The organism is Rhodoblastus acidophilus (assembly GCF_900187365.1).
GTDB classification, from domain to species: domain Bacteria; phylum Pseudomonadota; class Alphaproteobacteria; order Rhizobiales; family Beijerinckiaceae; genus Rhodoblastus; species Rhodoblastus acidophilus.
The window spans coordinates 346513-360540 of sequence record NZ_FYDG01000002.1; the positions used below are offsets into that span (position 1 = coordinate 346513).

Sequence of the window (14028 nt, forward strand, 5' to 3'; positions counted from 1 at the left end):
ATCCGGAACGGGGTCGGGCCTTGCGCGATCCGGCGCCGTCAGACGCGGCTCGAAAAAGGCCGCGGCCGTCGCCATGTTCCCATGGAGTGCGTGGACATCAGCGACAACCGGATTTCCCAAAAGAGAAGCAGAATGAGCAAGATCACCCGTATCGCCGTGCAAATGGACCCGATCGAGCGAATCAACATCGCCGGCGACTCCACCTTCGCCCTGCTGCTGGAGGCCCGCGCCAGGGGCTTTGAAATTCTCTATTACACGCCGGACAAACTGTCGCTGCGCGGCCAGGACGTGGTCGCCACGGCGCAGACCCTGTCGGTGCGCGACATCGCCGGCGACCATTTCACCGCGGGAACGCCGCGCGAAATCTTCCTGCGCGACATGGACGTGGTGCTGCTGCGCCAGGATCCGCCGTTCGATTTGTCCTACATCACCTCGACGCATCTGCTCGAGAAGATCGGCGGCAAGACCCTGGTGGTCAACGATCCCGTCAGCGTGCGCAACGCGCCCGAAAAACTGTTCGTGATGGATTTCCCGCAGCTGATGCCGCCGACGCTCATCACCCGCGACCGCGCCGCCATCGACGCCTTCCGCGCCCAGCATGGCGAAGTCGTGATGAAGCCGCTGCACGGCCATGGCGGCGCCGCCGTGTTCCGCCTGCAAAACCAGGACGCCAATTACGGCTCGCTGTATGACCTGTTCGCCACCTCGTTCCGCGAGCAATGGGTGGTGCAGAAATTCCTGCCGGCGGTGAAGAAGGGCGACAAGCGCATCATCCTGGTCGACGGCCAGCCCGCCGGCGCGGTCAATCGCGTGCCGGCCGAGAACGACATCCGCTCCAACATGGTGCGCGGCGGCGCGGCCGAGGCCGCCGACCTCACCGAGCGCGAGCGGGAGATTTGCGCGACCATCGGCTCGGAACTGAAGCGGCGCGGCCTGATCTTCGTCGGCATCGACGTGATCGACGGCTGGCTGACGGAAATCAACGTCACCTCGCCCACGGGCGTCCGAGCGATCAAGCGCACCGGCGGCCCCGACCTCGCCGTCGCCATCTGGGATGCGATCGAGGCGAGGGTCAACGCGCAATGACCGCGCTCGCCGCGCCGCCGTCGCACGCCAAATGGAACGGCCCCCGCCTCGAATTGCCGATGAAGACGCTGATCGACCGCGCCCAGCTCGAGGCCGATCTCGACCAGCTCGCCGAATGTCACGGCGGCGAAACGCCGGCGTTCCGCAAGGCGGCGGTGCAGGTGTTCGCCGACGCCCTCGCCCAAGGCGCGGAGATCGCCCGGGCGGAGCTTGAATCGGGCGGCGGCGGCCTCGCCTGCGGCGCGCATCTGGCCTTTGTCGAAGACGAAATCCTGCGCGCCATCCACGCCTGCGTGCTGAAACATATCTTGCCGGACGCCGCCTCCACCCGCCTGTGCGTGGTGGCGGTGGGCGGCTATGGCCGCGGCGCGCTGGCGCCCGGCTCCGACATCGATCTGCTGTTCCTGCTCAATGGCAAGAATCGCGGCCGCGCCGAGGCCGTGGTCGAGGCCATGCTGTATTTCCTGTGGGATCTCAAGCAGAAGGTCGGCCACGCCACCCGCACCGTCGAGGAATGTCTGAAGCAGGCGCGGGCGGACATGACCATCCGCACCACCCTGATCGAAACCCGCTGCATTCTCGGCGACGAGGGCCTGCTCGACACGCTGCTGGCGCGGTTCGACCAGGAAATCGTGCGCGTCACCGCGCCGGAATTCGTCGCCGCCAAACTGGCCGAACGCGACGAGCGCGTGCGCCGCGCCGGATCCTCCCGCTATCTGGTCGAACCCAACGTCAAGGAGGGCAAAGGCGGCCTGCGCGATCTCAACACCTTGTTCTGGATCGCCAAATACGCCTATCGCGTCCACGACGCCGAGGCGCTGTGCGCCGCCGGCCTGTTCAGCGAGCAGGAGCTGCGCCTGTTCCGCCGCTGCGAGAATTTCCTGTGGTCAGTGCGCTGCCACATGCACTTCCACACCGGGCGCGCCGAGGAGCGGCTGAGTTTCGACATTCAGCGCGTGCTCGCCGAAAAGCTTGGCTTCAAGCCCGGCGCCGGCCTGTCGATGGTCGAACGCTTCATGAAGCGTTATTTCGTCACCGCCAAGCATGTCGGCGACCTCACCAACATCGTCTGCGCCGCGCTGGAGGAGCGCCAGGCCAAGCCCCGCGCCGTGTTCGACCGCATTTTCGGCTCGCTGCGCCGCCGCTCGAAACCGCGCGACCTCGGCCCGTTCGCCATCGAGACCGACCGCGTCACCGTGCCGTCGAACGACGTGTTCGCCCGCGATCCCGTCAATCTGATCCGGCTGTTCTGGGTCGCCGCCCATAACGAGCTGCCGATCCACCCGGACGCGCTGCGGCTGGTGACGCAAAGCCTGCCGCGCATCGACGCCAAGCTCCGCGCCAACGCCGAAGCCAACCGGCTGTTCCTGGAAATCCTCACCAACGCCAATTCCAACGAACGGGCGCTGCGGCTGATGAACGAGGCCGGCGTGCTCGGCCGCTTCATCACCGAATTCGGCCGCATCGTCGCGCTGATGCAGTTCAACATGTACCACCATTATACGGTGGACGAGCATCTGCTGCGCGCCGTCCGCGAACTGGCCTCGCTGGAGCTGGGCCATTACAAGCAGGAGCTGCCGCTCACCAGCGAGCTGATGCCGACCATCACCCATCGGCGCGCGCTCTATCTCGCCGTGCTGCTGCATGACATCGCCAAGGGCCGGCCGGAGGATCATTCCATCGCCGGCGCGGCGCTGGCGCGCAAGATCGGGCCGCGCCTCGGCCTCAGCGACGCCGAAACGGAAACCGCCGCCTGGCTGGTCGAGCAGCATCTCACCATGTCCAATATCGCGCAGAGCCGCGACCTCGCCGATCCCCGCACCATCCAGGGCTTCGCCGGCAAGGTCCAGACCATCGAGCGGCTGAAGATGCTCGCCGTGCTCACGGTGGCCGACATCCGCGCCGTCGGCCCCGGCGTCTGGAACGGCTGGAAGGGCGAGCTTTTGCGCACGCTTTATTGGGAAACCGAGCTGGTTTTGGCGGGTGGCCATTCCTCCGTCGACCGGAAAAGCCGGGTGGAGCGGTCGCAGCGGGAGCTGCGCGAAAAACTGCCGGCCTGGTCCGACCCGGAATTCGCCGATTACGTGGCGCGGCACTATCCGGCCTATTGGCTCAAGGTCGATCTGCCGCACAGGATCCAGCACGCGCAATTGCTCTACGCTTCCGCCGTCGAGCTGAATTCGCTGGCGACGGAATATTCCACCGACGCCTTTCGCGACGTCACCGAACTGACCGTCGTCGCGCCGGACCATCCGCGCCTGTTGTCGATCATCGCCGGCGCCTGCGCGCTCGGCGGCGCCAATATCGTGGACGCCCAGGTCTTCACCACCGCCGACGGGCTGGCGCTGGACACGATCAGCATCAGCCGCGCCTTCGACCAGGATTCCGACGAATTGCGCCGCGCCGCGCGGGTGGCCAAATCCATCGAGCAGGCGCTGCGCGGCGAAATCCGCGTCACGGCGTTGCTGGCGGACAAGACCAAGACCGCGCCGAACCGCGCCGAAACGTTTATTGTTCCGCCCGATGTGGTGATCGACAACAGCCTCTCCCACAAATATTCGGTGGTGGAGGTGTCCGGCCTCGACCGGCCCGGCCTGCTGCACGATTTGACATTCACCCTGTCGCGGCTGAATCTGAACATCGCCTCCGCCCATATCGTCACCTTCGGCGAAAAGGCGGTGGATACATTCTATGTCACGGATCTGACCGGGGCGAAGGTGACCAACCCCGCCCGGCAGGCGGCGTTGCGGCGCCATCTCATCGAGGTGTTCGCGCCGAAGCCGCGCGTCCCGAAATCGGCGTAATCGGTTTCCGCTCGGAAACCGCAGGAATTGAAATTTGGAGTGGACGATGATCGGTTGGTTGGGCGACGGTTATTTGTGGGTGAAGGCGGTCCACGTGATATTCGTGTTCTTCTGGATCGCCGGGTTGTTCGCCCTGCCCCGCTACCTCATCTACATGCACGCGACCAAGCCGGGCTCGCTGGAAGAGACGCAATGGACCTCGCGCTGCAACCGGCTGCGCAATATCATCCTGACGCCGGCCCTGATCGTGTCCTGGGTTTTCGGCCTGTCGCTGGCCTTTAACATCGGCTTTTCCGGCAATATCTGGATGCACGCCAAGATCGGCGTGGTGGCGCTGCTGTCGATCTACCATATGTGGATGGTCAGCCTGGGCAAGAAGATGAGCCGGGGCCAGCGCCCGGTCGCCGAAAAAACCCTGCGCTTCGCCAATGAGGCGCCGGCGCTGGCGACCATCGCCATCGTGATTTTCGTCATCGTGCGGCCGTTCTGACCGCGAAAATGGGATTTTGGCGTCAAGCCAATGCCCGAACGCCGTCATGGCGCGCGAAGCGAAGCCATCCAGGCGCCTCCAGCGACGAATGAACATCTTCGCCGGAGGCGCGACTCACATGGAGACGGAAGCGGGTTTGCCGCACGGCTTCGCTAAACGCGCAATGGCGCAACGCCCCTTGGACTTGGCTTGATTTTTAGTCCAAGCGGCTTAAATGCAGGCCACGACCCCCACAATGAGAGACCCCATGAGCGACGAACAAACCGCGAAAACCGAGGCGGAATCGCCCAAGAGCGTCGAGACCGCCGCCGAAACGGGCGCCCAGCCGAATGGCGCGCCGCAATCGGACGCCGAGCGCGACGCCGCCGCCGTTCAGGCCCTCATCGCCGAAAACGCCAGCCTGAAGGACAAGGCGCTGCGCACCCTCGCCGAGATGGAAAACCTGCGCCGGCGCACGGAAAAGGAGGTGGCCGACGCGAAAATCTATGGCGTGACCTCCTTCGCCCGCGACATGCTCACCTTCGCCGACAACCTGCGCCGCTCGCTCGACAACGTGCCGGCGGACGCGCGCGAGAGCGACCCGGCGCTGAAGACGTTCATCGAGGGCATCGAACTCACCGAGCGCGATTTCCTGTCGCGGTTGCAGCGCCACGGCGTGCGCAAGCTCGAACCCAAAGGCCAGAAATTCGATCCGAATTTCCACGAGGCCCTGTTCGAAATCCCCGATGAGAGCGTGCCCACCGGCACGGTGGCCCAGGTGGTGGAAGACGGGTTCGCCATTGGCGAGCGCGTGCTGCGCCCGGCCAAGGTCGGCGTCGCCCGCGGCGGCCCCAAGGCCTGAGCGAAGCGCCACAAGTGGTCCCCTCGCCCCGCAACGAAGTCGGCTGACGCCGACTTCGTCATCTTCGAGCACGCAAATCGGGGCCGCTCGATTTGCGCAGGGAGAGGGAGAAGATCGAGGCTGAATTGACCGCTGTCGAGATTCGCCCCGGCCTGCGTCTCTACAAAGCCGCGCTCGACCGGGCCGCGCAGGAATCCTTGCGCGATGAAATCCGCGAAATTCTCCGCGCCGCGCCGCTGTTCCAACCGACCATGCCGCGCACGGGCAAAGCTTTTTCGGTGCGCATGAGCAATTGCGGCCCGCTCGGCTGGGTGTCGGACCGCGCCGGCTACCGCTACCAGCCCGACCATCCCGTCACCGGACAGCCCTGGCCTGCGATCCCCGACGCCCTGCTGCGGCTATGGAGCGATCTCGCCGATTATCCTGAAGATCCCGACGCCTGCCTGATCAATTATTACGACGTCAACGCCAAGATGGGCGCGCATCAGGATGTGGACGAGCAGGATTTTTCCGCCCCCATCGTCTCGGCGTCGCTCGGCGATTCCTGCCGATTCCGCTTTGGCGGCGACACCCGCGGCGGATCGACGCAGGCCCTGACGCTGGACTCCGGCGACGTGCTGATTTTCGGCGGTCCCGCGCGGAAAATGTTCCATGGCGTCGACCGCATCCTGCCGGGAACTTCAACTTTGCTGGAGCCGCCCGGCCGGATTAATCTGACCCTGAGACGCGCGCGATAGAGCGCGCCCAACAGACGGCGGCGACATGTCTTTCTCTGATGCTTATTCGTTGTTTCAATGGGTGATGATTGCGGCCGTGGCGGTATTCTGGGGCATCGCCCTGCGCAATTATCTCATCCGCCGCCAGGCTGAGCGCGCCGCCGCCGCCGCCCGCGACGCCGCCAAGCTCGATTCGCTGCGTCCGATCGGATTAGGCCCTTATGAGGGCGGCGATCCCGAGGCGATCGCCTGGGCGGCGCGGCGCGAAATCATGCGCGTCCTCGCCCGCGCGCCGCATTCCGCCGTGGTCGAGGGCGAGCGCATCGACCCGGCCGCGCTGATCGCGGCGCTCTCGACCCTGCATTACCCGCACGCGCCGCACGCCCCGGCGCAGGCGCCGCTCAAGGCGGTGATCGCCACCACCGCGGGCGAGATCGTGCTGTGGCTGGAGCGCGACGCGGACAACCGCCGGACCTATTGGGTGTATCACCCCGGCCTCGAATCGACCCGCGCCGCCCCGCTTGGCGTGATTTCGACCGATCTGCTCGACGCGCTCGAACCGGAGGAGCCGGCGCGCGCGTGAAAAATCGCCGAGCGCGCGACCCTGGAGCCCCTTCGGGCTCCAGCTTTTTGTTTCAACGCGTTTTCTTGTGAAAACGCTCTGAGCGGTCAGGCGTCGGCCTTGGCCGCTTCCAAAACCTGCTTCGACTCGACCGTCGAATCCGCCTTGAGGCGATAGACCAGCGGCACGCCGGTCGCCAGCTCCATGCTCGGAATGGTCTCGGGGGTCAGGCCATCCAGCACCATCACCAGGGCGCGCAGCGAATTGCCGTGCGCGGCGACGATCACCCGCTCGCCGCGCAGCACCGCCGGCAGGATGTGCTGGTTGTAGTAAGGCAGCACGCGCGCGACCGTGTCCTTCAGGCTCTCGCCGCCGGGCGGGGGCACGTCATAGGAGCGGCGCCACAGATGGACCTGCTCTTCGCCCCATTTCTTGCGGGCGTCGTCCTTGTTGAGGCCGGAGAGGTCGCCGTAATCGCGCTCGTTGAGCGCCTGATTGCGCTCGACATGCAGGGTTCCCTGTCCCAGTTCGTCGAGGATCAGGCCCAGCGTGTTCTGCGCGCGGGTGAGCGCGGAGGTGAAGGCCGTGTCGAAGGTCAGGCCCAGGGCCTTGAGCCGCTGGCCCGCCGCCTTGGCCTCGGACACGCCGAGATCGGTCAGGCCGGGGTCTTTCCAGCCGGTGAACAGGTTTTTCAGATTCCAGTCGCTCTGGCCGTGACGAACCAGAACCAACAAACGCTCGGACATGGCGAACTCCTTGACTTACAGGCCGAGCACGTCGGCCATCGCATAAATTCCCGGCTTTTGGCCGCGTCCCCAAAGCGCCGCGCGCACGGCGCCATTGGCGAAGATGCTGCGGTCCTCGGCGCGATGGACCAGTTCGATGCGCTCGCCCGCGCCGGCGAAAATCACGCTGTGGTCGCCGACCACCGACCCGCCGCGCAGCGTGGCGAACCCGATGTCGCCGGGCTTGCGGGCCCCGGTATGGCCGTCTCTTTGCCGCACGCTCACATCCGACAGCGCGACCTCGCGTCCCGCCGCCGCCGCCTCGCCCAGCAGCAAGGCCGTGCCGGAGGGGGCGTCCACCTTCATGCGGTGGTGCATTTCGAGAATCTCGATGTCCCAATCGGCGCCGAGCGTCGCCGCGACCTTCTTGACCAGCCCCGCCAGCAGATTCACGCCCAGGCTCATGTTGCCGGAGCGGATCAGCGTGGCGTGGCGGGCGGCCGCCTCCAGCTTGTCGAGATCGCTTGGCGAAAGCCCGGTGGTGCCGATCACATGAACGATGCGCGCCTGCGCCGCCAGCGCCGCGATCTCCACCGTCACGGCCGGGACCGAAAAGTCGATCACGCCGTCGGCGTCGAGCAGCGCCTTGAGCGGGTCGTCGGCGATCTTGACCCCGAGCGCGCCAAGCCCCGCGACCTCGCCGGCGTCGCGGCCGAGCGCCGGCGATCCCGGCCGCTCCAGCGCCCCAGCCAGCGTCGCGCCATCGGAAGCGGCGATCGCCTTCACCAGCATTTGCCCCATCCGGCCGGCGGCGCCGACCACGACAAGCCGCATCTTCTCCATGCGTCAAACTCCTGCCTGCTGTTCTAAGCAGACATTCGTTGGCTTTCCAACGAATGTCTGCTTAGGCTCCTCTATTTTTGCAGGATTTTTATCCGAAAACCGGCGGCCACTTTTCGGAAATCCTGCTTGGGCTCTTTGCCCCGGCTCCGAAAGCTCAGACGCCTTCGACCAAGGTCATATGAAAATCGGCGGCGCCGATGCGATGCGCGCGCGCGTTCTGATATTCGACCGAGTGGTAATAGGCCTGAGCCGTCTCGTAATCGTCGAATTCCAGAATGACGTTGCGCCCGCGCGCGGTCCCCTCCAGCGCTTCGGACCGGCCGCCGCGCGCCAGCACGCGCGCGCCATATTTCTTCATCGCCTCGGGCGCCAGCGCCGCATAGCGGGCGTAAGCCTCCGAATCGTTCACGTCCACGCTGGCGATGATATAGGCTTTGGCCATGTCTTGATCTCGTCCCCTCATCGTCACGGCGCTTTCACAATGGGCCGTTAATCATCATCCGTCCGCCGGCGATGCCCCCACCGTAAGCGGACGCGACGCCGGGCCGGAGGTACGCCCGGCGTTACCTTTTTCAGGACGTCGCTGTTGCGATTTCCGCTTGAATGGCCAGCGCGGCGGCGCGCGGCTCGGGCGCGGCGAGGATCGGACGCCCCACCACGATGTAATCGGCGCCGCGCGCGAACGCTTGCGCCGGCGTAGCCACGCGCTTCTGATCGCCGAGCGCGGCGCCCGCAGGCCGCACGCCCGGCGTGACCAGCAGCAGCGCGCGTCCCACAGCCTCGCGGGTGGCGACCAGTTCCTCCGGCGACAGGATCAGCCCGGCGATGCCCGCCTCCTGCGCCTGTTTGGCGCGGAGGGCGACGAGATCGCGCACATTCAGCCGATAGCCGCAGGCGGCGAGATCGGAATCGTCATAGGAGGTCATCACGGTGACGCCGAGCACCTGGAGCGGGGAATCGCCCACGCCGCGCCGCGCCGCCGCCAAAGTCTGCGGAAAGGCGTGAACGGTCAGGAAGCGCGCGCCGAGCCGGGCGATCTGCGCCGTGGCCTTCTCGACGGTGGCGCCGATGTCGTGCAGTTTCAAATCGACGAAAACCTGCTTGCCGGCGCGGGAAAATTCCTCGACCAGAGCCAGCCCGCCGCCATAGGCCAGCTCCATGCCGATCTTGTAGAAGGAGACGGCGTCGCCAAGCGTGGCGGCCATGTCGCGAGCTTGCGCCACATCGGGCAGATCGAGCGCGACAATCAGACGGTTGGAAGGCATGGGGCGTCCCGCAATGGTTTTCCCGGCCTTATAGCGCCGGCGCGCGCAAGCGCAAAATATTTGGACGCTCGCCCGACGATCTGCCGGCGCAGGGACTGCTAGCGGCCCCGCCCGTTCGCCGCCCGCCGCGCGCGCGCCTCGATGAACTTGAACTCGTCGCGGATCTCGCGCGCCGCCTGCCGCGACCGGCGCCAGATCACGTCCAGCACGTCCGGCGGCTCGCGGAACTGGGTCGGACCCTGCGCCCGCCGATAGATATAGATGCGCGCCGGGGGAATATTGAGCCAGATCGGCGCCAGCGCCTGGATGCGCACATGCAGGTTTTCGCCGACATGCGTGGGCACCGGCGACTTCACGCCATAGGTGAATTGCACGAAGCGCCCGCCCTCGCCCATCAGGTCGAACGCCTGCTGCAACAGCGTCAGCCGGTCATCCTCCGGCGCCGTCAGCAAAGGCAGGCTCGACACGATCGCCGACGGCGCCTCGGTCAAAATCCCCTTCAACGTATCGGCGAGATTATAGGCGTCGCCCCGCACGATCTTGACGCCCGGGAATCTCTTGCTCAGCAGCGAGCAGAATCGTTTCTCATATTCGACCAGCACCAGCTTCGAGCGCGGCACGCCGCGCGCCAGCAGCGCCTGCGTCACCGGGCCGGTGCCCGGGCCGAGCTCGATGATTGGGCCGCGCGCGGCCGGGTTGACGCATTGCGCCAGCGCCCGCGCCAGAAAGCGACCGGACGGCGCGATGGCCCCAGCGATCTTCGGATTTTCAATCCACGACCGGATGAAGCGCGCCTCGTCGGCCAGATCGACATCCAGAGCAAATTTGGGTCGCGACTCCCTCGACACCGGATTTTTTTGCGCGCTCACGGATAGTGCCTATCAAAATGGACCAGAAGCCTGTCAATAAATAGTGGCGAAGCAGGCCACGTCAAGAAAGCGTCATCTACGACAGATATGCAAGCTCTTTTGCGGGCTTACAATGGTTGAAGGCGCGACTCAGCGTCGCGCCTCCGCTCGAATCGCAGCAAGAAACCCTCAGGCCAGATCGAAGAAATCCTTCATCTTGGCGAAAAAGCCCGAAGATTCCGGGTGGGTCTTGTTGGTCGACTCGCTGTCGAATTCCTGCAGCAATTCCTTCTGCCGCCGCGTCAGGTTCTGCGGCGTCTCGACATTGGCCTGGATGTACAGATCGCCGAAATCGCGCGAACGCAGCACCGGCATGCCCCGGCCCTTGACCTTGAACTGCTTGCCGGACTGCGTGCCCTCGTCGATCTTGATCTTGATCTCGACGCCATCGACGCCGCGCACCTTGACCTCGCCGCCGAGCGCCGCCTGCACCATCGAGATCGGCACCCGGCAGTACAGGTCCGCGCCTTCGCGCTGAAAATAGGGGTGCGGCTTGATCGAGAGGAAAATATACAGATCGCCCGAGGGGCCGCCGCGCATGCCGGCCTCGCCCTCGCCCGCCAGACGGATGCGGGTGCCGTCCTCGATGCCGGCGGGAATGTTGACCGACAGCGACCGCTCCTTGGTGACGCGGCCGGAACCGGCGCAGGCCGGACAGGGATTGTCGATCACCTCGCCGCGGCCCTGACAGCCCGGACATGTCCGCTCGATCGAGAAAAAGCCCTGCTGCGCGCGCACGCGGCCGTGGCCGCCGCAAGTGGCGCAGGTCTTCGGCTTGGAGCCGGCCTTGGCGCCGCTGCCCGAACAGGTCTCGCAGGCGATGGAGGTCGGGATTTTCAGCGCCGCCGACTTGCCGCGGAACGCCTCCTCCAAAGTGACTTCCATATTGTAGCGCAGATCGGCGCCGCGCTCGCGGCCCGCGCCGCGCCCGCCGCGACGGCCGCCCATCACGTCGCCGAACAAATCGTCGAAAATATCGGCCATCGAGGAGGCGAAGCCCTCGCCCATGCCGAAGCCGCCGAAGCCGCCGCCGCCCTGCTCGAAGGCGGCGTGGCCGCCGCGATCATAGGCCGCGCGCTTCTGCGGGTCGGAGAGGATCTGGTAGGCCTCGTTGATTTCCTTGAACTTGGCTTCCGCAGTGTGGTCGCCCGGATTCTTGTCCGGGTGATATTGCATCGCCTGCTTGCGGAACGCGCTTTTCAGCTCGCCTTCCGAAACTGTGCGGGCGACTCCAAGGACTTCATAATAACAACGCTTGGCCATAGCGGCGGGATCCAGATCTTCGCGGCGCGCGATGACGCCTCACGTTCATATGACGCGTTTTCTTGCCGCGAACGGAAATCCACTTCGCTTGAAAACGCTGTTGCGTTGCGGCGAGCTAAGGCTTGCGCGCGCGAAAAGCAAGCTGCGCCGATGAAACAATGCCAGGACCGGCGCGCGCCGCGCGCCGGTCCCAGCGAACAGAGAGGGGTCAGTGACCCTTCTTGTCGTCCTTGACTTCCTTGAAGTCGGCGTCGATCACGTCCTCTTCCGGCTTGGCGGCGCCGCCTTCCGCGCCCGCCGCCTGCTCGGCCTTGTACATGGCCTCGCCCAGCTTCATCTGCGCCTGCGCCAGCTCGTTGGTCTTGGCGGTGATCGCCTCGACGTCCTCGCCTTCCAGCGCGGTCTTCAGCGCGGCGATGGCCGCGGTGATCACGCTCTTGTCGGCTTCGGACGCCTTGTCGCCGAATTCGGCCAGCGACTTCTCGGCGGAGTGGGTCAGCGCCTCGCCCTGATTCTTGGCGTCGACCAAAGCGCGGCGCGCCTTGTCTTCCGCCGCGTGGGCTTCGGCGTCCTTCACCATCTTGTCGATATCGGCGTCGGACAGACCGCCCGAGGCCTGGATGCGGATCTGCTGTTCCTTGCCGGTCGCCTTGTCCTTCGCCGTCACCGACACGATGCCGTTGGCGTCGATGTCGAAGGTGACTTCCACCTGCGGCATGCCGCGCGGGGCCGGCGGGATGCCGACGAGGTCGAACTGGCCAAGCGCCTTGTTGTCGGCGGCCATTTCGCGCTCGCCCTGGAACACCCGGATCGTCACCGCCGTCTGGTTGTCCTCGGCGGTGGAGAACACCTGGCTCTTCTTGGTCGGGATCGTGGTGTTGCGGTCGATCAGGCGGGTGAACACGCCGCCGAGCGTCTCAATGCCGAGGGACAGCGGGGTCACGTCGAGCAGCAGCACGTCCTTGACGTCGCCCTGCAGCACGCCGGCCTGCACCGCCGCGCCGATGGCCACGACTTCGTCAGGGTTGACGCCCTTGTGGGGCTCCTTGCCGAAGAACTGTTTGACGACTTCCTGCACCTTCGGCATGCGGGTCATGCCGCCGACCAGAACCACTTCGTTGATCTCGCCCGCCGACAGGCCGGCGTCCTTGAGCGCCTTCTTGCAGGGCTCGATGGTGCGCTGGATCAGGTCGTCCACCAGCGCCTCATATTTGGCGCGGGTCAGTTTCAAGGTCAGATGCTTCGGGCCGGAAGCGTCGGCGGTGATGTACGGCAGGTTGATGTCGGTCTGGGTCGCCGAGGACAGTTCGATCTTGGCCTTTTCCGCAGCTTCCTTCAGGCGCTGCAGGGCCAGCTTGTCCTTCTTCAAGTCGATGCCGTTGTCCTTCTTGAACTCGTCGGCCAGATATTCGACGAGGCGCATGTCGAAATCTTCACCGCCGAGGAAGGTGTCGCCGTTGGTGGACTTCACCTCGAACACGCCGTCGCCGATTTCCAGGATCGACACGTCGAAAGTGCCGCCGCCGAGATCGTAGACCGCGATCGTGCCGGAGCCCTTCTTGTCCAGACCATAGGCCAGCGCGGCGGCGGTCGGCTCGTTGATGATGCGCAGCACTTCAAGGCCGGCGATCTTGCCGGCGTCCTTGGTGGCCTGGCGCTGGGCGTCGTTGAAATAGGCGGGAACGGTGATCACCGCCTGGGTGACGCCCTGGCCGAGATAGGCTTCCGCCGTTTCCTTCATCTTCTGCAGAGTGAAGGCGGAAATCTGCGACGGCGAATAGGCCTTGCCGCTCGCCTCGACCCAGGCGTCGCCATTGCCGCCCTTGGCGATCTTGTAGGGCACGAGGCCCATGTCCTTCTGCGTCATCGGATCGGCGAAGGTGCGGCCGATCAGGCGCTTGATCGCGAAGAAGGTCTTTTCCGGATTGGTGACGGCCTGACGCTTGGCCGGCTGGCCGACGAGGCGCTCGCCGTCGTCGGTGAAGGCGATGATCGACGGCGTGGTGCGCGCGCCTTCGGCGTTTTCGATCACCTTCGGCGCAGAGCCTTCCATCACCGCGACGCAGGAATTGGTGGTGCCGAGATCGATGCCGATAACTTTAGCCATTGTGTTTCGTCCTTTCCTCGCAGAACCGCCGGACCCCGGAGCGGTCCGGCCTGGGCGATTCCATGTAGTCGCCCGGTCCCCGACGATGAGTGAGATTGGGAGCGCGAAGCGCTTATGCAAGAGCGTGGCTGATATAGGGGCGCGGTTTTTTGCCTGCAAGGCGAAAGGCCCGCATTCCCCCGCCAGCCGCCAGATTGTGACAATTTCGCCACGTGTGTGGCAAATTACGCGCGCAACCGGCCGCTCCCTGGGGAAAACAGCATACAACATCAAATAAAAACAATTGATTAACAAAGATGGCGCGGAGAAGGCGGGGTCGCGCGCCGCGCTCGAACAATGCTAGGATGCGTTGACATTTTCGCCCCCAACCTGCAGCTTGAAAAAAAAGTTCACAGGTGAACTGATAACCAAAAAGGGA

The 14028-nt window shown here is 65.3% G+C and carries 13 protein-coding genes; 6 read left to right on the forward strand and 7 right to left on the reverse strand.

Features of this window, described 5'->3' with window-relative positions; translation table 11 throughout:
* The first annotated feature begins 132 nt into the window (after positions 1-132).
* The 6 genes from gshB (at position 133) to CFB24_RS06920 (ending at position 6520) form a co-directional block, all read left to right on the forward strand.
* Complete coding sequence (gene gshB, locus CFB24_RS06895) at positions 133-1086, forward strand: glutathione synthase (RefSeq protein WP_088520111.1); 954 nt, start codon at positions 133-135, stop codon at positions 1084-1086.
* Complete coding sequence (locus CFB24_RS06900; RefSeq protein WP_244593075.1) at positions 1083-3890, forward strand: [protein-PII] uridylyltransferase; 2808 nt, start codon at positions 1083-1085, stop codon at positions 3888-3890. Before gshB ends, CFB24_RS06900 begins: the two co-directional genes overlap by 4 nt.
* Before the next feature lie 46 nt (positions 3891-3936).
* Positions 3937-4380, forward strand: coding sequence for a CopD family protein (locus CFB24_RS06905; RefSeq protein WP_088519842.1), 444 nt, complete (start codon positions 3937-3939; stop codon positions 4378-4380).
* A 247-nt stretch (positions 4381-4627) separates the two neighbouring features.
* Positions 4628-5221 carry a nucleotide exchange factor GrpE gene (gene grpE / locus CFB24_RS06910; RefSeq protein ID WP_206605431.1) on the forward strand — a complete coding sequence of 198 codons (594 nt, stop codon included), beginning with the start codon at positions 4628-4630 and terminating at the stop codon, positions 5219-5221.
* 125 nt (positions 5222-5346) lie between these two features.
* Entirely contained in the window at positions 5347-5958 is a 612-nt protein-coding gene (locus CFB24_RS06915; RefSeq protein WP_088519843.1) for an alpha-ketoglutarate-dependent dioxygenase AlkB, read from the forward strand.
* 25 nt (positions 5959-5983) lie between these two features.
* Positions 5984-6520, forward strand: coding sequence for a hypothetical protein (locus CFB24_RS06920; RefSeq protein ID WP_141098379.1), 537 nt, complete (start codon positions 5984-5986; stop codon positions 6518-6520).
* Positions 6521-6606: 86 nt separating this feature from the next.
* Here CFB24_RS06920 and CFB24_RS06925 read toward each other — a convergent pair whose 3' ends face one another.
* From CFB24_RS06925 to dnaK, 7 genes are all read right to left on the reverse strand, one after another.
* On the reverse strand, positions 6607-7245 hold the full coding sequence (locus CFB24_RS06925; RefSeq protein WP_088519845.1) for a 2,3-bisphosphoglycerate-dependent phosphoglycerate mutase: 639 nt from the start codon (positions 7243-7245) through the stop codon (positions 6607-6609).
* A gap of 15 nt (positions 7246-7260) precedes the next feature.
* Positions 7261-8058, reverse strand: a complete 798-nt coding sequence (dapB, locus tag CFB24_RS06930) for a 4-hydroxy-tetrahydrodipicolinate reductase (RefSeq protein ID WP_088520114.1) — start codon at positions 8056-8058, stop codon at positions 7261-7263.
* Between the two features lie 163 nt (positions 8059-8221).
* A complete protein-coding gene (locus tag CFB24_RS06935) occupies positions 8222-8509 on the reverse strand; it encodes a DUF1330 domain-containing protein (RefSeq protein ID WP_088519846.1) in 288 nt (95 codons plus the stop codon).
* Positions 8510-8639: 130 nt separating this feature from the next.
* Positions 8640-9332, reverse strand: a complete 693-nt coding sequence (pyrF, locus tag CFB24_RS06940; protein WP_088519847.1) for an orotidine-5'-phosphate decarboxylase — start codon at positions 9330-9332, stop codon at positions 8640-8642.
* Between the two features lie 98 nt (positions 9333-9430).
* On the reverse strand, positions 9431-10201 hold the full coding sequence (locus CFB24_RS06945) for a class I SAM-dependent methyltransferase (RefSeq protein WP_244593074.1): 771 nt from the start codon (positions 10199-10201) through the stop codon (positions 9431-9433).
* A 168-nt stretch (positions 10202-10369) separates the two neighbouring features.
* Entirely contained in the window at positions 10370-11503 is a 1134-nt protein-coding gene (gene dnaJ, locus CFB24_RS06950) for a molecular chaperone DnaJ (protein WP_088519848.1), read from the reverse strand.
* 208 nt (positions 11504-11711) lie between these two features.
* The gene (gene dnaK, locus CFB24_RS06955; RefSeq protein ID WP_088519849.1) at positions 11712-13610 is read right to left on the reverse strand and encodes a molecular chaperone DnaK; all 1899 of its coding nucleotides are present in this window, start codon (positions 13608-13610) and stop codon (positions 11712-11714) included.
* Between the last annotated feature and the right edge of the window lie 418 nt (positions 13611-14028).